This window comes from Neptunicella plasticusilytica (assembly GCF_047922965.1).
In the GTDB taxonomy this organism is placed as follows: Bacteria; Pseudomonadota; Gammaproteobacteria; order Enterobacterales; family Alteromonadaceae; genus Neptunicella; species Neptunicella plasticusilytica.
Genome location: NZ_CP150481.1, coordinates 1,411,835 through 1,433,669 on the forward strand (window position 1 = coordinate 1,411,835; position 21,835 = coordinate 1,433,669).

The 21,835-nt window shown below is 44.1% G+C and carries 18 protein-coding genes; 11 read left to right on the forward strand and 7 right to left on the reverse strand.

Going from position 1 to position 21,835, the window contains the following annotated elements; all coding sequences use genetic code 11:
• Positions 1-135 precede the first annotated feature (135 nt).
• From V1467_RS06125 to V1467_RS06145, 5 genes are all read left to right on the forward strand, one after another.
• Positions 136-1,944, forward strand: coding sequence for a serine hydrolase (locus V1467_RS06125; RefSeq protein WP_416307915.1), 1,809 nt, complete (start codon positions 136-138; stop codon positions 1,942-1,944).
• Between the two features lie 382 nt (positions 1,945-2,326).
• Complete coding sequence (locus tag V1467_RS06130) at positions 2,327-3,160, forward strand: 5'-nucleotidase, lipoprotein e(P4) family (RefSeq protein WP_416307916.1); 834 nt, start codon at positions 2,327-2,329, stop codon at positions 3,158-3,160.
• 6 nt (positions 3,161-3,166) lie between these two features.
• The gene (locus V1467_RS06135) at positions 3,167-4,588 is read left to right on the forward strand and encodes an MATE family efflux transporter (RefSeq protein WP_416307917.1); all 1,422 of its coding nucleotides are present in this window, start codon (positions 3,167-3,169) and stop codon (positions 4,586-4,588) included.
• 307 nt (positions 4,589-4,895) lie between these two features.
• The gene (locus V1467_RS06140; protein WP_416307918.1) at positions 4,896-5,300 is read left to right on the forward strand and encodes a hypothetical protein; all 405 of its coding nucleotides are present in this window, start codon (positions 4,896-4,898) and stop codon (positions 5,298-5,300) included.
• A gap of 67 nt (positions 5,301-5,367) precedes the next feature.
• A complete protein-coding gene (locus tag V1467_RS06145) occupies positions 5,368-6,279 on the forward strand; it encodes a M14 family metallocarboxypeptidase (RefSeq protein WP_416308657.1) in 912 nt (303 codons plus the stop codon).
• 1 nt (position 6,280) lies between these two features.
• On the opposite strand, the gene V1467_RS06150 is transcribed toward V1467_RS06145, so the two are convergent.
• Positions 6,281-6,670: a hypothetical protein gene (locus tag V1467_RS06150; RefSeq protein WP_416307919.1), complete on the reverse strand. Its 390-nt coding sequence runs from the start codon at positions 6,668-6,670 to the stop codon at positions 6,281-6,283.
• A gap of 291 nt (positions 6,671-6,961) precedes the next feature.
• Between V1467_RS06150 and soxR the strand changes: the two genes are divergently transcribed.
• From soxR to V1467_RS06180, 6 genes are all read left to right on the forward strand, one after another.
• On the forward strand, positions 6,962-7,417 hold the full coding sequence (soxR, locus tag V1467_RS06155; RefSeq protein ID WP_416307920.1) for a redox-sensitive transcriptional activator SoxR: 456 nt from the start codon (positions 6,962-6,964) through the stop codon (positions 7,415-7,417).
• A gap of 67 nt (positions 7,418-7,484) precedes the next feature.
• Positions 7,485-8,273, forward strand: coding sequence for a lipase family protein (locus V1467_RS06160; protein WP_416307921.1), 789 nt, complete (start codon positions 7,485-7,487; stop codon positions 8,271-8,273).
• A gap of 121 nt (positions 8,274-8,394) precedes the next feature.
• Complete coding sequence (locus V1467_RS06165; protein WP_416307922.1) at positions 8,395-8,790, forward strand: thioredoxin family protein; 396 nt, start codon at positions 8,395-8,397, stop codon at positions 8,788-8,790.
• A 260-nt stretch (positions 8,791-9,050) separates the two neighbouring features.
• The gene (locus tag V1467_RS06170) at positions 9,051-10,415 is read left to right on the forward strand and encodes a GH1 family beta-glucosidase (RefSeq protein ID WP_416307923.1); all 1,365 of its coding nucleotides are present in this window, start codon (positions 9,051-9,053) and stop codon (positions 10,413-10,415) included.
• A 10-nt stretch (positions 10,416-10,425) separates the two neighbouring features.
• A complete protein-coding gene (locus tag V1467_RS06175; protein WP_416307924.1) occupies positions 10,426-11,754 on the forward strand; it encodes a glycoside-pentoside-hexuronide (GPH):cation symporter in 1,329 nt (442 codons plus the stop codon).
• Positions 11,755-11,814: 60 nt separating this feature from the next.
• Positions 11,815-12,819 (forward strand): LacI family DNA-binding transcriptional regulator, encoded by a 1,005-nt coding sequence (locus V1467_RS06180; protein ID WP_416307925.1) that lies wholly within the window; start codon positions 11,815-11,817, stop codon positions 12,817-12,819.
• 8 nt (positions 12,820-12,827) lie between these two features.
• Here the strand turns inward: V1467_RS06180 and V1467_RS06185 are convergent, their stop codons facing one another.
• The 6 genes from V1467_RS06185 to V1467_RS06210 all read right to left on the reverse strand — a co-directional run bounded on the left by V1467_RS06185 (position 12,828) and on the right by V1467_RS06210 (position 21,625).
• A complete protein-coding gene (locus tag V1467_RS06185) occupies positions 12,828-13,538 on the reverse strand; it encodes a DUF6445 family protein (protein ID WP_416307926.1) in 711 nt (236 codons plus the stop codon).
• A gap of 46 nt (positions 13,539-13,584) precedes the next feature.
• Entirely contained in the window at positions 13,585-15,069 is a 1,485-nt protein-coding gene (locus V1467_RS06190; RefSeq protein ID WP_416307927.1) for a tryptophan halogenase family protein, read from the reverse strand.
• A gap of 40 nt (positions 15,070-15,109) precedes the next feature.
• Positions 15,110-16,126, reverse strand: coding sequence for a cupin-like domain-containing protein (locus V1467_RS06195; protein WP_416307928.1), 1,017 nt, complete (start codon positions 16,124-16,126; stop codon positions 15,110-15,112).
• Between the two features lie 15 nt (positions 16,127-16,141).
• Positions 16,142-16,870, reverse strand: coding sequence for a SapC family protein (locus V1467_RS06200; protein WP_416307929.1), 729 nt, complete (start codon positions 16,868-16,870; stop codon positions 16,142-16,144).
• 41 nt (positions 16,871-16,911) lie between these two features.
• Entirely contained in the window at positions 16,912-18,471 is a 1,560-nt protein-coding gene (locus V1467_RS06205) for a tryptophan halogenase family protein (RefSeq protein WP_416307930.1), read from the reverse strand.
• Between the two features lie 148 nt (positions 18,472-18,619).
• Positions 18,620-21,625, reverse strand: coding sequence for a TonB-dependent receptor (locus tag V1467_RS06210; RefSeq protein ID WP_416307931.1), 3,006 nt, complete (start codon positions 21,623-21,625; stop codon positions 18,620-18,622).
• Positions 21,626-21,835: the final 210 nt, after the last annotated feature.

Consider the following 21,835-nt stretch of genomic DNA (forward strand, 5'->3'; position numbering starts at 1 on the left):
CGTATATTAACAGCAATTTGTCCCGGGTCTGGAGTCGTTGATGCAATCAATGCGCAGTTGAGGAAAAGGGGTGCTAATTTAATGCCGAATTTTGATTAGCATGTGCGGGTAATCATACTGAATGAAGGAAATAAGATGAATAAAATGATCACCCAGCTGCTAGTGATGCTAAATCTTTTGTTCTGGGCCGCACCACAAGTCTGTGCCCATATATTGGATAGCGTGACACTAGATAACGGTGAAGAGGTCAGTTATCAGCAACTGCTGGATAACAATAAGCTTGCAGGACTCAGTGTTGCAGTAGTGGATAACTATCAACTGGTTTACAGTCACACTGCCGGTTTAAAAGAGTTTGGTGGTGGGGATAAAATTGACCAGGATACGGCTTTTTCCACCGCTTCTATTTCTAAACCGGTTACCGCAACTATTGCAATGATGCTGGTGGAACAGGGCAAGCTTGAGCTGGATGAACCCATCAATCGGTACCTTAAGCGCTGGCATTTACCTGATTTTCCGTTGGCTAAAAACCGTCCTGTTACGTTACGTGATTTACTCAGTCATACCGCAGGTACTACTCAGGGAGGGTTTGCCGATTTTTATCAGGGGGATGACATTCCTACCCCGATAGAGAGTTTAAATGGCATAAAGTTACCCCGCTACCATCAGCCTATCGCCGTTACGTTCAAGCCGGGTAGCGACTGGAATTATAGCGGTGGTGGGGATGTGATTGTGCAAATTGCCCTGGAAGATATTACTCATAAACCCTTGGCGCAATTGGCAGAGGAAATGATCTTTAAGCCGCTTAATATGATCCATACCACCATGCATCAACCGGGAGATAAGTTGTTTCTTGATAATGTCGCCAAAGTGCATGATGACAAGCAACAAGTGATTGGCACTGGATTACCGATTTGTCCACAAATTGCGCCATCAGGAATGTGGAGCACGGCTAAGGACATGACCAAGTTGATGATTGAGTTCCAGCTGGCATTGAAAGGGGACAAGTCTACCGTCATTTCGCCCTGGGTTGCTCAACAAACAACGCATATTCAAACCCTGAAAAAAGTGGGCGGTTGGGGATTAGGTTGGATGCGTGCCGAAGCTAATGGCAATCTTGACTGGTTTTCCCATGGCGGTTCGAATACGGGAACCGGCGGCCATATTATGGCGACCATGCAAGGCGGTAAAGCCATCGCTATTTTTGGTAATGGCTCTAATCCTTCACGTCTTCCCACTTTTCGTAGCGTTATTGCAAATGTGATCAATAAACTGGGTTGGCAAAAGGAGCTGGTCGCCAGTAAACAGCCCCCGAACGAAAAACAACTTGAGTCGATAACGGGTCGCTATCTCACTCCTTTTGAACAGGTTCTGACTATTCAACAAAAGGATCAGCAACTTGTTTATGAAGGACCATTAGTCATGTGGAGTAATAATAATAGTGGACAGTTAATTTATGTTGGCGATGATAAATTTGCAGCCAATGAACAGCCTAACCAACTTGATGTGCAAATAAACCCGGACGATCAGCATCCCTATCTGACCTTTTATCGACAGGGTAGTCGTATGAAGGAATATATGATGCGTAAACTCGATAAAGGAGAAAATTTACCCTTTGAGGTGGCGCAAACGGGGAGTTTTGAACAGACTTTGCAGGCGTACCAGCAATGGCAAAAACAACATCCATTTTCTGCGCTGCATAGCGCCAATACGCTAAACCGGTCGGGTTATCAGGCTTTGCAACAACAGCAATATACACAGGCATTGAACTTGCTCAAGGTGCAAGCGGCACTTTATCCGGATAATGCCAACGCTTTTGATAGTCTGGGTGAAGCATTGATGAAGTCTGGCGATAAACAGCAGGCAATCGTGGCCTACCGTAAATCTTTGCAACTCAATCCGGATAACGGTAACGCCAAGCAGATGCTGATTGAGTTACAACATTAAAAAATTTTAGGACGAGACGTTGGCTCGTCCTGTTTGCTGGTGTGTTTATCCTACTTAACCTGAGTTCGGGATAAGAAGTGTCGTTGTAATTTAACTTATTGAATTAATTAAATTGTTTATAATAAACATTCTGCTTGCACCACACCTGATACTCGCTCGGTGACGAAATTTTTGTGGATAGCAAGGCGGGTTTTCGTACGTAATAGCTGGCTATTGCTAGAAAACCCAACGCCGCTAGGCGCAAAAAGAGCGTTATCGAGAGGCGCGGCTTATCCCGAACTCAGGTTACTTATATTCGTTAGCTGTTTTTAATCATGGCTAAAATCATTACACTCATACATCAAGGAGCAGTAAGCTCTGGCTATCTTATATGAGGTTATGCATGTCATCTTTTTCTTTTCGCGCTGCAGCATTGTCGGCAGCTATTATCTGTGTGAGCGTCACACAACCCTGTTTTGCTAAAAATACTAACGATAATACATATAGTCAGAAAGAGTTGAACCAGCAGTCTGTAATGGCGGTGTTGTGGACTCAGGTTTCGGGAGAATACCGGGCTTTGTCTTATCAGGCATTTAACCTGGCTAAAATGAGCCTGGATCACTATCTGGCCAACCGCTCGGGAGATAAAAAAGTGGCGATAGTGGTGGATGCGGATGAAACCGTGCTGAATAACTCGGCATACAACGCCTGGTTGGTGACCAGCGGTGAAGGTTATTCGCAAACCACCTGGCAACAATGGATGGATGCAGCGCAAGCCAAAGCCATGCCGGGCGCGACCGAATTTTTAAATTACGTTAAACAACAAGGTGCGGAGGTGTTTTACATTACCAACCGTTATGAAAAAGGTCGCGAGGGTACCATCAAGAATATGCAAGTGCTGGGATTTCCTTTTGTTGATAACGACCACTTGCTTTTGCGCACCGATACGGGCAATAAAGAGCCTCGTCGCCAACAAGTTCTGAAAAATTATGATATTGCCTTATTGATGGGGGACAATTTGAGTGATTTCTCTAATGCACTTAGCCCTGAAGGCCTGGATGACACGTTGGCAGCGGTAGATAACAATAAGACGCTTTTTGGCAATCGCTATATTGTGTTACCTAACCCGATGTACGGTGATTGGGAGGGGAAGGTGTATCAACACAATTGGCGTACCACACCTGGGCAGAAAAGTGATATGCGTAAAGGCCAACTTCATTCCTGGGTACCGCAGTAATAATCAATGGCTAGCTATAACAATTTGCTGGAAGGGCCTATTCACAAGGCGCTGTTATCGCTTGCAGTCCCTATTGTTTTAAACCAAATCCTCCAGTCTGCTTACCAGTTGACGGATGCATTCTGGGTTGGGCGTTTGGGGGCCCATGAAGTGGCGGCGGTGTCTGTCAGTATGCCGGTGACCTTTTTAGTGATTGCTTTGGGAGCGGGATTAGCGATGGCCGGGGCGACATTATCGGCCCAATATATGGGGGCCAAAAAGTATGACATGGTTAATCATGTCGCCGCCCAGACCATGCTGATGGTAGTAATAGTCGCTATTGTGCTAGGTTTAACCGGTTTTTTGCTGTCGCCCTATTTCTTGCATTTGCTGGGGGTGGAACAAGCCGTGTATGACAACGCATTAAAGTTTATGCGCGTGTCATTTGTCGGGGTTATTTTTGTGTTCACCTTCGCTATCTTTCAAGCCATTATGCGCGGTGTTGGCCAGGTAAAAGTACCGCTATTTATTGTACTGGGCACTGTTATCCTTAACTTTTTCCTTGATCCCCTGTTTATTTATGGTTGGGGAGGTTTTACCGGGTTGGGTGTGATGGGGGCTGCTCTGGCAACTTTGGTCACTCAGGGCCTGGCTGCTATTTGTGGTATCACCATTTTTTTAAAAGGACGCCATGGTATTCAGGTGACGCTCAAGCACTTCAAGCCAGATTTTGCGTATATCAAACGTGCTTTTTTTCTCGGCGCACCGGGTTCTGTAGAGTTGGCAGCACGGGCGTTGGGGCTGATTATCTTGTCTTTTATCGTAGCCAGTTTCGGCACGGTGACGATTGCATCTTATGGTGTTGGTTCCAATATTCTGCAGGTGATTACCATTCCGGCGATGGGACTGTCGATGGCAGTGTCGACACTGGTTGGCCAAAACCTGGGCGCCAACCAAGTTGACCGTGCGGCAAAAGTGGCGGTAATCGGGGCTAGTTGGGGATTTGCTGCCTTGAGTCTGATCGGCGGTATTGCCTATCTGAGTGCGCCTTATCTTGTCGCGTTTTTTATTCCGGACGATCCGCAAGTTATTCAACATGGCGCACAGTTTGTCAGAACAATGTGCCTCACCTGGGGATTTATCGGTTTGCAACTGTGCATTGTGTCCACCTTCAGGGCATCGGGAAACATGGTCAATACCATGCTGCTTTCGCTACTGGCGCAATGGGTATTTCAGTTTCCGATTGCCTATATCTTGTCAAAGCACACCGCATTGGGTGCAGCAGGTATTTGGTGGTCGTTTGCCGTGACCAATATTCTTATCGCGCTGGTATCAATCGTCTGGTTTGCCAGGGGAAGCTGGAAGAAAACCCGCCTTACCGCTGATGATCAGGAAATGGTACATATTTCTGAAGAAACCATGATCGATATTGAAGACCGCCGGGCATAGATAAACAACCCAGGCCTCTAATTAACCCCAACTCGGGATAAGAAGTGTCGTTTATATTTACAAAGGGTAAATAATTCAGATAGTTATATTATTCACTCAACCATTATTGAATAAATAGTTTACTCAATGACGACATTTTTGTGCTTGGCAAGGCGGGGTTTCGTACGTCATAGCTGGCGATGACTTGCTAGGTGCAAAAAGAGCGTTATTGAGAGGCGTGGCTTATCCCGAGCTGAGGTTAATTAATTGAAATCTGGCTGTTTATCTATATTCTGTAGTGTAAGACAGTTAACCGGAGCGTCACAAAGTGCCGAGGCGAGATCTTTACCAGATGGATGTAGTGGGGCGAGTACTATGCGTCAAGCTCAAAAATATCTGGACTAAAGGTATTGTAAAGCAGGTTCACCACGAGGTTCAGGTACTGGTTAAAGATATCCAGCATGAACCTTGGGCGGCCTATGTTGATATCCGCGACTGGATTATGCCGACTATGGAAGCGCTTGAGGGTTTCCAGCGAATTTATGACTGGTGCGCAGAAAACAACCAGACTCATGAAGCCACGGTGTGCCGCTTTGATACGCAAAAACATATTATCGGTGACGTATCCAGTTACGAGCCCGAATTTCACTTTTTTACCCAACGGTCTGCCGATGCGGCACAATGGTTGACTCAGCACGGCTTTGAATTCGATTTACCATCTTCCTACAAGTAATTCCAATTCGCAGCACTCGTTTGGGTTTTGCTACAATGCAACAAACCCTAACATCAAGGTAAAAATAATAATGCAACAACCCTACTCAATTGGCACGCCTGGCATGGCCTGGAATACTCAACAAAAAAAGCAGTGGTTCGAACAACAACAGATTAAGCGTTCCTATCAACAGGAAGTTCGCAACAGAATTGAATCATTACGCCATTATTTTGATGTGGTGCAGTATGGTGTTTTGCCTTACGACCCGCAAAAATATCCGTTGTATTTGCTTAAGTCGCTTGATTGGAAAAGCAATTGTCCCACCATACTGATTACTGGTGGTGTACATGGCTATGAAACCAGTGGTGTGCAAGGTGCCTTGAGTTTTGCTGAAACGGCCGCTAAGGATTACAACAACCAGGTTAACTTTCTGATTGCTCCCTGTTTAAGTCCCTGGGGATATGAAACTATTAATCGCTGGAATCCAGATGCAATTGATCCCAATCGCTCTTTTTATCCTGATAGCCCCGCACCTGAAGCTCGTTTATTGATGGAGTATGTGCAATCTCTGGCGGTGGAATTAACCGCGCATTTTGATTTGCATGAAACCACCGATACTGACAATTCTGAATTTCGTCCTGCGCTGGCCGCCCGAGACGGTGTCGAACTGGATGTATGGGATATTCCCGACGGCTTTTATCTGGTCGCCGACAGTAATCACCCGCAACCGGCGTTTCAGCAGGCGATTGTCGAAGCAGTAGAAAAAGTGACCCATATAGCACCGGCCGATGAGCATGGAAAAATCATTGGTGCACCATTGGAACAAAAGGGAGTGATTCACTATGCAAAAGCGGATTTGGGACTATGTGGTGGTTTTAGCGGGGCGCAATATGTGACGACCACAGAAGTGTATCCCGACAGTGATAGCGCAACCGCAGAAATTTGTATTCAGGCTCAAGTCGCCGCTATCACTGGCGGGTTGGATTACATTCTAAAATAAATTAACCCCCCAGCATCTCCCTGAGTTTTTGCTCGGCAATTTCTGCCGGGCTTAAATTCCCTTCCTGTTTTTTAGCCGCGTCAGTGTCATTCGGTTCATCACCAAACAGGGCCGCCAGTTTGGCTTTAGCTTGCTGGTGTTTCTGGCTGAGCGGCGTTCTGGCATCACTACTGGGGACGAAATAGTCACAAAAGTTGGCACTTTCCCGATCTGATACCGGCTCCGCGCGTTCCTCATTACAACTTCCCCAGCCCGAGCTATCAAAATGTTCGCACATGCGGCAAACATGCTGATCGGCGCCGCAACCAGTGCATTCCTCACGCCGTGACATCGGCAATATTACATTGGTCAAACGGTTACCGCATTGCCAGCAATGAAAGTGTTCCGACATACGCCCCCCTTTGATGCATGAATTATTTATTAAAGGATAGGGAAGTTGTCTAACAAAATCTAATTTGTTTGCGTGAGTATTATTTTTTACTCATCGCATTGTTAAACAGTCGATAAAAGCTTTGAGCGAAGTTTGTTTGCTCTGCCTGCTCCTGTTGTTTATTGGTTGTTGTTGTTGCCATCTTGTTGCTCCTGTTTTAACTGAAATGCTGATTTGAATGGCAGTCTAGAACCTCAACTTAACTTGAGGTAAAGTGTTTTTTAGCATTTATTTTGGAGACGGGGTTTTTAAGTGGAAGATGCGAATCTTACTGTAGGCTATGTGGCTGAACGTTGTGGTGTTAAGGTTTCTACCTTGCATTTCTACGAAGATAAAGGGCTGATCCGGAGCTGGCGCAATCAGGGTAATCAACGTCGCTATAAAAGAGATGTGTTAAGGCGCATATCGGTGATTAAGGCAGCGCAAAAAATGGGACTCGCGCTCGAAGATATTAAAGCCGCTTTTTTACAATTGCCTAACCAGAGGACACCGGATAAAGATGACTGGGCCCAATTATCCGCAACCTGGCGTGCGCAGCTGGATGCCCGTATTGCTTATATGCAGAGACTGCGAGACTCGCTAACCGGTTGTATCGGTTGTGGTTGTTTGTCGATGGCCAAGTGCCCTTTATATAATCCTGACGATATTTTGGCTGATGATGGCGTCGGACCGGTAATTCTGGACAGGGCAAAAGTGCCGATAAAATAAAATTGTCACTTTTTTGTCATACTTGTCCTTTACCGTCTGTACAGAATTTTTGATTACGTTATTCTCATTGAAAAAGCTAAAGCGCTATCAGTATGAACGTTATGCAGTGCTGTGCAAGCTTGCTTACCCACTGGTATTTGATCACGTTTCTCTAGGATTTTCTGAAGACGGTTATGCTGAAATAATCAATCGTTACGGGACGATTATTGCCCGTATTCTTTGGCAGCATGATAAAAAAGAAGTGGTGGTGGTCTTTCGGGGGTCACAATCTATTGCCGACTGGTTGGTTAATCTATGCTGTTTACCCAGACGCAAGCGATTTGCTGACATTGGTTATTTTGTGCATTTAGGTTACGACCATTTACTTAATCAAAGTACTGCTCGACAAGGGCAACAGACAAACCCTTCATACAGTGTTTATCAGCAAATCGAAACGGTATTGGCGCCTTTGATCGCGGCTGGCAAGCGGGTAAGTTTGACCGGGCATTCGTCTGGTGGGGCACTGGCGATCCTGGTTGCTGATCGTCTGGAACGCCAGTTTCAGGGTTCGATAAAGCGGGTTGTCACCTTTGGCCAGCCTTCACCGGGATTTAGAAGTTTTCGTCGCCATTATCTGCTGCATATGCGCACATACCGCATATGTTGTGATTTGGATATTATTACTTTTTTGCCGCCACTTCCTGGCGTCTTTGCTCACGTAGGTCGAAGTCTGTGGCTGCATAACGAAAGGATCTATGAAAATATCAAACCTTCAGTAAGACTTTACAAGACGCTGTTGAGCTGGCTCATTTCGCCTATTTCTTACCACTACATGCACAAATATATTCGTAATAAAGACTTTTTTGACAAGCGCTAGACCCCGGTTCCAGGTAATATCAAGTAACTTTCGGTAAACAAAATTTTATATGTATAAGAACTTAATCTTATTAACTATCTGTTGGTTATGTGCATGCAGCAGCCAGCCCGAACGACAGTCGATGGTGAATATCAGTGGGCCTATTTCGGCGCAACAGTTGCTTGGCGAGTATCAACAATTTGCTACCGAGTATCGCTCGTTCCAGCCTACAATTCGCGAAATCACAATGATGAGTAAGCTTGATGGCAAGTCTATTCTGGTCTTGTTCGGGCTTTGGTGCCACGACAGCCAGCGCGAGATACCACGCTTACTAAAATTAATTGATCAGTCAGGCGTCACATTATCCAGTTTACGTCTGGTGGCCGTTGATGGTAATAAACAGGATCCTTCAGGTATTTCAGAGCAATATCATTTGCGTTTTACTCCGACCATTATCTTGTTACAGGACGGGCGCGAACTGGGGCGGGTGGTTGAAAAGCCTGTTCATTCGCTGAGTGAAGATTTGACTAGTATATAAAGCGCAGATTTAGTTTTGGCCGTTGCGCTTTTAGCTTTTCTAGTGCCTCTAATGAATAAAAGTAAGTCATTTTCCGATTATCGTTAATCTTGTTTATTGACCTGGATATAACAAATCTATAACATTAATGTAAGCGCTTTCATTGTCTGCCTGAAAATAGTCCTTGTTATCACAAACTAAAAGGTCACAGCTGGCATTGGATATTGTTATCACAGTGATATTAATTTCTCACTCTTTAATCGGTAGCTACTTTAATCATCATGAAAATTTCTTTACCTGCGGAATCTATCTTAAACTCCCGTCAATTTACTTTTGGTGTGGCAACGGCAGCCTTTCAGATTGAGGGCGGCGCTGACAGCCGATTGGACAGTATCTGGGATACTTTTTGCGATACCCCTAACAAAATCAAGGACGGTTCTAACGGTAAAATTGCCTGTAACCATTTTGAAAAATGGCAACAGGATGTTGAACTGATTGATTTTTTAGGCGTCGATGCCTACCGTTTTTCGGTGTCTTGGCCGCGTGTTATCAATCGCGATGGCAGCCTGAACCAACAAGGTGTCGATTTTTATATTAAGCTGCTGGATCGCTTGATTGAGAAAAACATTAAGCCTTATGTCACGCTCTATCACTGGGATTTGCCTCAATATCTGGAAGATGAGGGGGGCTGGCTAAATCGTCAAACGGCTTTTCGCTTCAGAGACTATGTTGATTTAATCAGTCAGGCCTTTGGTGACAGGGTGTATTCTTATGCCACCCTGAATGAACCCTTTTGTAGTGCTTATCTGGGATATGAAATTGGCATTCATGCTCCTGGAAAAGTAGGCAAACAGTTTGGTAAAAAAGCAGTCCATAATTTGTTGTTGGCTCATGGGTTGGCGATGCAAGTATTACGCAAGAATAGCCCTGATTCGCTTAATGGTATTGTGCTTAATTTTAGTCCTTGCTACGCCAAAACAGATAATAGCGATGATATTGCGGCAGCAGAATTGGCCGACCAGCATTTTAACCACTGGTATATTAAGCCCGTTATTGATGGTTGTTATCCGGATATTATCAATGATTTGCCAGAGGAAGAAAAACCAGAAATAGAAGAAGGGGATTTAGCCCTTATCGCACAAAAAATGGATTATATTGGCATTAACTATTATACCCGGGAAGTATTTCAAGCTGGTGAAGAAGGGGATTTTGTTAACGCCGGAAAAAGCTTGCAGCCGCTGACTGAAATGGGCTGGGAAGTTTACCCGGATGGACTCACCGATATCCTGGTTGCCTTGCACCAGCAATACCAGCTTCCGCCTGTCTACATTACCGAAAATGGCGCTGCCATGGCAGATAGCGTTGAACAGGGCGAGATCAATGATGTAGATAGAATAGAGTATTTCCATACCCATTTAAATGCGGTGAATGACGCGATCAATCAAGGCGTAAATATACAGGGCTACTTTGCCTGGAGTCTGATGGATAATTTTGAGTGGGCGGAAGGATACGAAAAACGTTTCGGGATTGTATATGTCGATTATGCATCTCAAAAGCGTACTATAAAAGCCAGTGGTTATGCTTATAAGGACTTTGTGTTGCAACGCAAAGACAAGTTAGGCAATCATCCCCAATCTTCACGTTAATGAGGTTGCCATGTTAAGCATAAGAGAAAAAATAGCTTACGGTTTAGGCGATACAGCAAGCAATATTGTTTTCCAGACTGTGATGCTGTTCCTGTCATTTTTTTATACCGATGTTTTTGGTATTTCTCCAGCCGTGGTGGGGACTCTTTTTTTGGTGGTACGGATTTTTGATGCAGTAACCGATCCGCTAATGGGCGCCATGACAGACAGAACCAATACTAAATACGGCAAATTCCGGCCTTATTTACTGTGGATGGCATTACCTTTTGGTTTGATCAGCGTACTGGCTTTTACCACGCCGGACTTATCTCCACAGGGTAAAATTATTTATGCTTTCGTTACTTACGGATTGTTAATGGCTGCATATACGGCAATCAATATTCCGTATTCTGCGCTGGGCGGCGTGTTAACTGCCGATCCGAAAGAGCGGGTCTCGGTTCAATCTTACCGCTTTGTGTTTGGTATGTTGGGCGGGCTACTGGTTACCGCATTTACTCTACCTTTGGTCGAGTGGTTCGGCCATGGTGACAAAGCCAAAGGCTATCAACTCACTATTGCCGCTATGAGTGCTTTGGGTGTACTGATGTTTATTGTCTGTTTTGTCGGTACCAAAGAACGGGTGTTTCCCCCAAAAAGCCAAAACTCTACCTTCAAAAATGACTTGAAATGCCTGTGGCAAAATGATCAGTGGCGTATTCTTAGTCTGGCCGCATTGTTTGTATTATTTGGCATTGTTATGCGCAATACCGTAGCAATCTACTACGTCAAATATTATCTGGGTCGTGAAGACTTTATTACCCAGTTTGTCACCATCGGTATGATTGGTAATATTTTGGGTTGTGCGGTTGCCCAGCCTTTAACCAAGTACGTGTGTAAAGTTAAAGCCTATATTGTTTTACAAGCCATCTCTGCGGTAATTTGCGTGTTGAGTTATTTTATCGGCAGCGATCAACTGATGTTGGCAACAGTGGTGTTTTTTGTCTGGAGTTTTTTGTTGCAGATGGCCACGCCTCTATTGTGGGCTAAAATGGCCGATACTGTTGACTATGGTCAATGGAAAACCGGGGTCAGAATTACCGGCATGACCTATTCATCGATTGTGTTTTTTATCAAGATGGGTTTGGCAATAGGCGGCGCAGTAGTGGGATGGCTATTAGCTTATTACGGCTATCAGGCGGATGTGCAACAAACCGCTGAAGCCAGGCAGGGGATTTTGCTATGTTTCACTTTTTACCCGGCAATAGGTTTTATGATTGTTGCCTGGGTAATGCGCCGGTATAGATTAAATAATGCGGAAATTAATAAAATTCAGGATGAATTGAGCAAAACTACAGTATAGTGTTGATTTTGCAGGAGAATAGCTCCTGATAATCGGTCCTTGTGGAAGAGAACAATAACGATGGCAACAATATATCAAGTATCTGAATTGGCTGGTGTATCTTTAGCAACGGTATCGCGGGTGATAAACGGAGTGACCCCTGTATCCGAAAAGACTCGCGAGAAAGTGCTTGAAGCCATGGATAAGTTGAATTATCGGCCCAATTCCATTGCCCAGTCATTGGCATCCAACAAAACCGATACCATAGGATATGTAGTGCCGGAATTACACGGTTCGTTCTTTGGTTCAATGATGTCGGGTTCGGACAAAGTACTGCGTTCATCAGGTAAGCATATGTTTATTGCACCTGGCCACAGTAATGAAAAAGACGAAAAAGAAGCCATCGAAATTCTGATTGGTCGTCGTTGCGACGCACTTATCCTGCACCTGGAAGCCATCAGTGATGATTACCTTATTGAGCTGGCCAAGGAAAATATCCCTTTTGTAGTGGTGAATCGCTATATTGAGGCAATTTCTGAACATTGCATCAGCATGGATAACAAGTTGGGTGGATATCTGGCGACACAGGCTTTAGTTAAGCAAGGTCACAATCAAGTGGCCTATATCGCTGGTTCATTGTGGAAAGCCGACGCCAGAGAGCGCCTGGAAGGACATAAACAGGCATTGAGGGAAGCGGGTATCGACTTTGATGAAACCTTGATGTACGAAGGTGATTTCCAGGGACATGCCGGTGAAGAGGGGATTAAAGCCTTGTTTAGCCAAGGCAAACAATTCACCGCCGTCGCCTGTGCAAACGATGAAATGGCCTCTGGAGCTATTAATGCTATTCGCGAACAAGATCTGCTGATCCCTGAAGATATATCTGTAGTGGGCTTCGATAATGTTGAATACAGTAATTATCTCACGCCCAAATTGACCACTATTCATTACCCGATGGAAGATATCGGTAAAATGGCCGCCAGTTGGATATTAAACAAAGTCTACGGCAACCGTACGATGGAATTGACCCATATCGTTTTGCCCAAGCTTATTGAACGACACAGTGTGGCTGCACCTAAGGTGTGAGTCACAGTTTATTGGAAATCAATAAAAATATTGGCGGTTAAGCGGCCTGTACTGGGAGAAGATCCAATATCTTGCTCTGGGTTTACTAGTGTCGTATGTAACAAGTAGCCAGGGTAGATAGCTAACCGGTTGGGTTTGTATTCTATTTTGTCATACAGCTCAAAATGCTCATTGCTCTGGGTGCAATATGCCTGCACAGGGTCACCATTCTTCCTAATAAATTCACTGGCCGATTCGAAATAAATACTTTCTCTTGACGGACTAATGCTTTCAAATCCCGTCGGTCTATGACGGAAAAAACCTGTGTCACCATGAGGTTTATCATTTAAATAATGTAATACTGCAAAGTAGTAGGGCTGGGTACTGTCAAAATGAGGTAAGCGCTGAACTATTTGTAATTCTTCTGGTTGACGGGTAATCAACGAATAATAGGTTGCTTGGGGTTTTAAATTTAATTCTGATGGAATTTGGTATAGTTGGCATATTTGTAAGTATACGCTTTGCAATACATTGACAACATAGGATCGCGGTAAATTCGCCCTATTACCGGGGTAATAACTGCTGGCTAAATTAAATTGGCCAAATTCACAGGCATTGGTAATGACTTCGCTGGTATCCAGCATAAAATCATCTATTATCATTATGGGCGTTTGCTCAATACCTATTCGGATAACCTTAATTTTAAAGTCAGGGTTTATTGATTTAGTTTCAACTGGCATGTTATGAAATTCCTAATTACTCAACGGCCTTACCTTGTATTGATGTTTACTTTGCCTGGCAGTAATGTTTGATAAAATCCAAATGATTGGGCCAGTTATTAACTTTACGTTTTACTCCTGCTTTAATCGTATCGAGAAAATCTTTTAATTCTGAATCGCTCATTAAATCAACAATGGGATGATACTGCTCAGGCATTAAACCTTGACCAATCATTACTTGTACCCAGGACGCTTCTCCAAACAGTTCGTCAGCAAGCTTTACGGCTTTACCATTTTGTTTAAATAAATCCATTCGGTGTTTTAAGGTGTCCGGTATTGGCATATTTTTACAATAGCGCCAAAAGGGGCTATCTGTTCTATCGGTGAGGTGATAATGCAGAATGATAAAATCTTTAATATTATCGATTTCGCTTCTGCATTGACGGTTATACTCGTCCACCGCGGCTTGATTAATGCCGTTGGAAGGAAACATCAGCATCAGTCGTACTATCGATTGCTGAAATAAGTGAATACTGGTCGATTCAAGCGGTTCGATAAAGCCTGATGACAGTCCAATGGCAACACAATTTTTATTCCAAAGTTTACGACGCGTACCTGTACGGTATTTAATGACCCTTGGTTCGTTAAGTAATTCTCCTTCGATATTGTTCAGTAGCAGCTGTTTGGCATCTTCATCAGACAAATACTTGCTACAAAATACCAGCCCATTGCCGGTGCGGTTTTGCAACGGAATACGCCATTGCCAACCTGAGTCGTGAGCAATTGAGCGAACATAAGGAACCGGTTTGCCGACAGTTTGGGTTTGCACTGCGATAGCACTGTCACAGGGTAGCCAATGATTCCAGTCCTCATACCCAGTATGTAATGCTTGCTCAATTAGCAAGCCTCTGAAGCCTGTGCAATCAATAAACAAGTCACCCTCGACTTGCTGACCTGATGCCAGGGTTAAAGACTGGATATAACCGTTGTCTTCGCGCAGGTTAACTTGTTGGATCTTTCCTTCTAACCTTTGGCAGCCATGTTTTTCGGCTAAATTTCGTAAAAACTTGGCATAGAGTCCGGCATCCAGATGATAGGCGTAGTTCTTGTCCTGATTGGCCAGTATGGCGAAGCGTTCTTCACGGCAAGCTAAATGTTCAGGAATATAGTCCCCGATTTCTGTTACCAGATTTTGTTTTAAACCTTTTAACCAGAAATGCTGAAAACCGGCCGCCCAACAATCTTGCCCTATAAAACCAAACGAGTGAATGTAATCTTTGCCGACATCGCGCCAGTTGTCGAAAGCGATACCCAGTTTAAAGGTGGCATTGGTTGCTGCCATAAACTCCGCTTCATCTATGCCAAGTAGTTTATGCAACACCAGCAGAGTAGGGATGGTCGCTTCGCCCACACCAACGGTAGGAATGTCGTCTGATTCAATCAATGTGATATTAAGGTTTTTACCCAATAACTTGCTTAGTGCCGCCGCGCACATCCAGCCCGCGGTGCCGCCACCTGCGATGATTACATTTTTAATTTTAGTGTCACTCATTTGGCTTGTTCCTTGATAAAGTGTATTGGCAGTGATGTCGTTACACTTTTAATTTATTCAGTAGCTCAGCGCGTAATTTTTTAGCTGAAACAGGATCCAGCGGCTGGCTCAACATACCTTTAACCGCATCCGGGATATGATCTGTATCTCCTTGTTGATGCTCAAAAATATAATGATCAAACAAAGCCTTCCATGCCTTACGTTGGGCTGGAGGTAAGTTGCGCAGACTGAGGATTGCTAATTTTAGAGCATTCTCGGGGCGCCCCATATAGGCCGGACTATCACGCCACCAGTGGGTGACCAGTACGTTAAAAGGAGTTAAGGCTTCAACATGATGCCACCACATGCCCGGCAAATATAACGCATCACCGGGTTCGAGATCGGCCACTTGAGCTGCTTCCATGGCCTGTTTAAACTTGGGAAACCGGTTCAGATCGGGATTGGCAAAATCCACCAGACTAATATCTTGCCCTCCTGGTGATAATTCCATCGGCCCCACATATAAATTACTCACCTGTTCAGGTGGAAATAAAGTATAGCGCCGCCGTCCAACGGCACAACAGGCCAAGTTATTGGGAAAGTCATAGTGGGCGGCAATGCGACTGCGATTGCCAATCCAGATATTGGTTAACGGCTGCAAGTGCTCAAGGCCAACCGGATTTTGTTCGGCAAAGCCCGGTAGCCAGTTGTTCACTGCTGCTGATGCCACATAAATGGTGGGGGGCTGTGGATCATGTTGGTGATGAAATATGCGTTGCAGGATCTGGTTTAAATCAGCTTTGACGCCATTGCAGTTAAAACCTGTCATGTCATCGTTATAAAATACCCGCCCCTGAACATCCGGCTCACCGTAGGCGGTAAATACCAAAGTACCGTTATACAAGCTACGTAAATACTCTGCCGCTTCATCAGGGGAGGATAGACCGGCCTTTACAATAGGCCAGTGTTTGACAAAGCTTTTTAGCACTAGCGGGCTGTCCGACGAAAGCAGATCGTCGGGAAGTTGTCCGGGGTGACAGTCGTCACGTTGTGGTACTTTTGCGGTTATTGGCAACATAAGGGCAGAGAGTCTCTATTGACCCAATAGCGCATTCTTGCGGTTCATCAAATTCCGCACATTGGCTTGCGAGGCGATGGCCATATAAATGGCTTGCAAATAACCCTGACGCTGTAACTCTTCCAACTCCGGCCCGTTGAGTTCGTTGAGTTTGTCTTCGTTAATGGTGTAAAAACCTAGCATCTGGTATTGGCTGCCGTCATTTAACGTGACATCCAGCGTAAATGATTCGAGTAATTCCAGTTCGATTAATTGATTAATGAATTTCTCACTATCCAGCATGCCATGATGAATGACTTCCAGCATATCGGCCATCATGTCCAAGTAAGGCGAGTTGCCGCCATGGGGCAAAAATAGCGCTTCGCCGGATTCATTATTGACGCGCGGATTGTCCATATCAATATTCAACATACGCTGCTTTTTCTCTTCACCTTCTTCTTGTACCGTATGGATCCCAATTGAAAAAGGTTGTCTGGCAATAGTCAGCGGAATATAGCTGGCATCCCACTGATTGTTTTTCAAAAACAGGTTTTCTTCATTTTCAAATCCAAACAGGGCGACGGCGTGAAATTTGCCGGTATTGGCATCTTTTTGGAAGAACACAGGATAGTAGGCCTGAAGACTACGAAATTCAGAGGGAAAAGTCAGACTGTACCAGACGTTGTCACCATAGCTAGCTGAACGCTCTGTGATCACTTTTAGGTTCTGATGGTCAACGCTGTTTACTAATACATGTTTTGGCATAAATAATCCTGGCTAATCTTTTGAGTGCGATTGCACAATAGTTAAATTTTGGGCAGACCATATTGCTTTATTTTATTCAGTAATTCCCGATTAGAGGGCAGGGCTGCTAATAATTGTTTGCTTTGTTGCATATTTTGATTAAATAGTTTTTCCGCCTGACGTTGCTTATCGAGCCGTTTAACCCGAAGAGGGTGTTCAGGCATATACCCCATACCATATAGTACATACTGATAGCTTGCCGCAGGAAACAGGGCATCGGTTTGGGTAATATCATATTTGCTGGGTAAGTTACTTTGCCACAGGCTGAGCAATTCATTTAATGAGTCAGGGTTGCTGTTTTTGTTACGGTGATCATGCCAGTAATCAGAATCGCTGCGCTGACTCAGAGCATAATGCAATTTTAAAAATTCAATCACTTGTTGCCAGCGATGAGTAAACTTTTGATTGAAACGTTTGGCCACTATATCCATTGGTAGTCGAGACTGCGGTAACTGTTCACAAATCATTTGTGCAGACAGCTCTACTAGCACCAATGCTGAGGCTTCCAAGGGCTCAATAAACCCTGCGGCCATACCTACCGCGACACAGTTTTTATGCCAGAATTTTTGCCGGTATCCCGGCTGAATGGCTATTTTTCTGATCTCGGCTGAGGAGGCAGCCTTGGCTCCCATCGTGGGTTGGATATAGTGGCGCAATTGCTGTTCAGCATCATCCATACTGATGTGGGCGTTGGAAAAGGTGTATCCGACCCCGCGTCGTGAAGACAAACCAATATCCCAAATCCAACCACTGCTTTGGGCGGTAGATAGGGTATGGGACGCAATTGGATCTTGTGGTTGCTGATAAGGAACATGTACCGCCAGTGCCGTATCATTAAATAAAAATTGTTTTTGACTCACAAAGGGAATATCAAAATGCTGGCCAATTAATAAAGCATTAAACCCACTACAATCGATGAATAGGTCACCTTCGATTTCACCCTGTTCAGGGGTGGTGACGGAATGTATATCGCCACACTCTTTGCTATTCACCTTTTCAATATGACCAATAAGATGTTTTACACCCAGTTTATTGATGCAATGCTGTCTTAATAATTCTGTGAACTTTCCCGCATCCAGATGATAACCATAATTGGCTACATAGGCATATTCTGCGGTAGATACTTGTTTGGGGGCCAAATTGTGGTGGGACAAATGGCCTTGTGGAGTAACGGCATCGGCCCAGCTAATTTGTTGATTGTGCGGTAACCAATATGGAGCCAGATCGAACTGCTCAATACCTACTGGGAAAGTAAAGGGATGAAAATAATGATGGTTATCTGCTGTTTTCCAATTAGTAAATTTGGAACCTTGTTTAAAACTGGCATCACACTGTCTGACAAAGTCGGTTTCACTTAAGCCTATATTCTCTAATGTTGCTCGCATTGAGGGCCAAGTGCCTTCACCTACGCCAATAGGGGATACCGTTGATGATTCTATCAGGCAGATACTAATACTGTTATCACCATGATTAGTTTTATACTCAGCAGCTAGAATGGCGGCAGTTAACCAACCGGCTGACCCTCCGCCTACCACGACTATTTGCTGTATTCTATTGTCCATGGAGACCTTAATTGAATGGTGTACAACATAAGCGATATTTTGACGCTTTATAATATATAGGATTTGCTACAACATTAAAAAGGCCGCATAAATCAATCAAATAATTCAGCGGCCTTGATGACAACACTACTAATAACTTTTGTTGTGATTAGAAAGCGTAACGAACTCCAAGATTGTAACGCGCACCCTGTTGAGTCACGTTTAATACTTGAATTTCACTACGTCCACTTTCACGTTTGTATTCATCAGTAATGTTAATGCCGTTAAAGAAGACGGTTAAGCCTTCAACTTGTGGTAATTCGTAGCTGACGGTTAAGTCCAACTGATCATAAGCTTCTACATAACGTGGAGAGGCACCTACGTCACCTTGGTAACCTGATACCAGGAACTTGTCACGCCAGTTGTAGGCCAAACGAACGGATATTCCATCTTTTTCATAGAAGCCCACTACGTTGGCGGTATCACTGATCCCGAACTCGGCCACTTGTGGGCCTGCGATATAAAAATTATCGTATGTGTGATCAGAATCAACTTTGGTATAGTTAACAATCCCACCAAAACCACTTTCACCAAATAGATGTTGAATAGCAAACTCTAGTCCATCAAAGCCTTTCTCTTCACTAGAATTAGATGGTGTATGAATGTTGAATTCTATCTCTTTATCCGTTTCTGGATTGGCCAATATTATAATATTGCCCGCATCCATATAGACGTGCTCGGGATCAATCTCATGGTATTTGTTATAGATATATTCACGTTGTAAATCACCATCAGGTCCTACCTCTGCAAAAGCTTCGTTACGATAGGGGCCTTCAGCCGGTGAATAGATACCAAACTTAGTTGGAACATCAATAGTTTCGATATCATTAGTTACATCTTTCTTAAAGTAACCTATCGATACATAACTACCTTCGTCGTAATACCATTCGGCGGACAAGTCGTAGTTGTCTGATTCAAGAGGTAATAAACCTGCAGTACCGGTTGAACCATCGGTACCATCCAAGCGTCCAGCTTTAGTAAGTACAGTACCACCTATCATATCGCCATAACCGGGTCGGCCTATGGTTTTGCTATAGGCCGCACGTAAAATGACCCCATCAACCACTTCGATATTAAAGTTAAAACTGGGTAGAGTGTGATCGTATTTGCCGGTTTGTGTTTCGAAAACGTGATCTGATGTATCTCTTAAGTAGACTTCGGATGCACCTTGCCATTGAGCTACATTCTGGAAAACGGGAACTGCTGAAGTTGAAACGACATCGGTATCTTCATAACGTACACCAACATGCACATCATAAGGCATATCAGCGATATCACCTTCATAATTATATTGTAGATAAACCGAGGTCATTTCTTCTTTATTATAGCGATCAGTTTGTGACGCATAATCGGTAGACGGGCAGAAAGAATTGCCGCAATCACCCAGACTCTGCTTACTTAATAATTGCGCTGCTTGATCGCGAACACCATGGAAATCAAAATCGAAATAAGTATCCATGATTTCAAAATCATCCATGCCATAAATACCCTGGAAGTCTTCAAAATTGCCGCCGCTAACATCGGTAAACTGATCCTGAATACTCTTACGTGGGAATAAGGCATCATCATACATTCCAGCAACACCTTCACCACTCCAGTTACCACGGTCGATGTTTTTGGTTTGGCCATGGTTTTCCGCAGTGGTTAATGACAAGCCAAAATCAATACTGCCGGCTTTATCAAATACATATTCACCACGAAGTTGAGTTTGCTCGATATCGGCTCTGTTACGGTTGTTGACAAATGTACTACCTGTTACCAACATGTCAGAGGGTTGAATGTCATTGCCGCCACGCACGGCGAGAATGGGAAGCTGTCCAGTAAAGTCGGTTGCAGCTGCACCTCTTACAATACCTGCCATGGCTAAGGTATTATTCGAGCCAAATTCATTGTTTGGAGAGTTTTCGGCTGATGAATTATGATAATCCAGCTCTAAGTTCAAGCTGTCATTGACTTGCCAGTTTAAATTTAAACCTAAAGATTTGGTTTCGTCGCGAACACCAAAATCACCGGCTCCCATCGCAACATCTTGAAGTCCTACACCATTTTCTTCATAGTCTTCCGAATAAAGTAACGGGGATGAAATTGGTCCGTCTGTCCAGACGTTTTTAGAGGCAGAAAAGCCGTACCAGGCCGATACATCATTAAATTGGGTATCAGTGTCTTTTTTTACGTAGGTATAATCTAACGTTGCAGTTAGGTTATCCATTGGACGATACTGCAGTACTAGCTGAGCATTGGTTCTTTTACGCTGTTGTTCTTCAAATTTGTAGATGGTGGTTTGCGGAACAGAATAGATATCTCCTTCACCAGGACGATTGGTCTGGAACTCATTTTTTGGAACGCCACCCCATCCTGGGTTAGCACCAGGAGCGCCACTCCAATCCTGATCGACAGTGCCTTCAAAGCTACGCCATCCGGTACCTACATTAGCTTGCTGGTTGCCACTTTCCCGCTCTGAGTAACTAGCAGAAATAGACACCCCAAACTTACCGTCTTCAGAGGTATTAGAGTAAATACCTGACAACTCTGGAGTTGCACCACCTTCATTTGTCGACGTGTCGTTCAAAATCTGAGCGCTGACAACGGTATGTTGCCCAGGATTATTTAATGGACGAGCGGTTAAAATATTGATAGTAGCGCCGATACCACCGGTTGGTACTTTGGCATTTGAGGTTTTGTAAACTTCTACACCGCTAACGCCTTCAGCCGCCAGATTGGCGAAATCAAACGAACGAGATCCTGTTGTGGTGGGTAATTGACGACCGTTTAAAGTCACCAGATTACGTGCACCAGCAAAACCACGCACGCTAACCTCGCTACCTTCACCATTAGCTCGATCGATAGCCACACCGGTAATACGTTGTAATGATTCAGCCAGGTTGCTGTCCGGGAATTTACCTATATCTTCGGCATTAATGGCATCGACAATACCGCTGGATGAACGTTTCACATCCATCGATTTAATCATACTGCCACGAATACCTGTGACATTAATCACTTCTACTGCTTTATCGGTATCAGTAACAGCTTCTTGTGCAGACAAGGGTGCGATAGTTGCTGCACTTAGGATTAGCGATATGCTGGTCGCTAATTGTGTTTTGTTGAATTTCATGTGTGTCCCCTAGTGTGTTTTTGTCCGCAAACCCTATGCCGGATTGCGTTCGACGTAAGCGCTTACATTTTTAATTGTTTACCACCGGAGTTGATTATGTAAGCGCTTTCATTAAAGTTAAAACAAATGTTTTTAAAGGTCAACAAAAAGTTAACAAATAGTAATTTTGTTGAGCAAATGGTGTACAGGCGCTAAATATTCAAGATAACA

Coding starts and splice junctions, on each gene's coding strand:
- V1467_RS06150 (WP_416307919.1), bottom strand. CDS start 6,670: ATGTCGGAACACTTTCATTGCTGGCAATGCGGTAACCGTTTGACCAAT.
- V1467_RS06200 (WP_416307929.1), bottom strand. CDS start 16,870: ATGCCAAAACATGTATTAGTAAACAGCGTTGACCATCAGAACCTAAAA.
- V1467_RS06170 (WP_416307923.1), top strand. CDS start 9,051: ATGAAAATTTCTTTACCTGCGGAATCTATCTTAAACTCCCGTCAATTT.
- V1467_RS06185 (WP_416307926.1), bottom strand. CDS start 13,538: ATGCCAGTTGAAACTAAATCAATAAACCCTGACTTTAAAATTAAGGTT.
- V1467_RS06175 (WP_416307924.1), top strand. CDS start 10,426: ATGTTAAGCATAAGAGAAAAAATAGCTTACGGTTTAGGCGATACAGCA.
- V1467_RS06165 (WP_416307922.1), top strand. CDS start 8,395: ATGGTGAATATCAGTGGGCCTATTTCGGCGCAACAGTTGCTTGGCGAG.
- V1467_RS06195 (WP_416307928.1), bottom strand. CDS start 16,126: ATGTTGCCAATAACCGCAAAAGTACCACAACGTGACGACTGTCACCCC.
- V1467_RS06135 (WP_416307917.1), top strand. CDS start 3,167: ATGGCTAGCTATAACAATTTGCTGGAAGGGCCTATTCACAAGGCGCTG.
- V1467_RS06125 (WP_416307915.1), top strand. CDS start 136: ATGAATAAAATGATCACCCAGCTGCTAGTGATGCTAAATCTTTTGTTC.
- V1467_RS06205 (WP_416307930.1), bottom strand. CDS start 18,471: ATGGACAATAGAATACAGCAAATAGTCGTGGTAGGCGGAGGGTCAGCC.
- V1467_RS06210 (WP_416307931.1), bottom strand. CDS start 21,625: ATGAAATTCAACAAAACACAATTAGCGACCAGCATATCGCTAATCCTA.
- V1467_RS06190 (WP_416307927.1), bottom strand. CDS start 15,069: ATGAGTGACACTAAAATTAAAAATGTAATCATCGCAGGTGGCGGCACC.
- V1467_RS06180 (WP_416307925.1), top strand. CDS start 11,815: ATGGCAACAATATATCAAGTATCTGAATTGGCTGGTGTATCTTTAGCA.
- V1467_RS06130 (WP_416307916.1), top strand. CDS start 2,327: ATGTCATCTTTTTCTTTTCGCGCTGCAGCATTGTCGGCAGCTATTATC.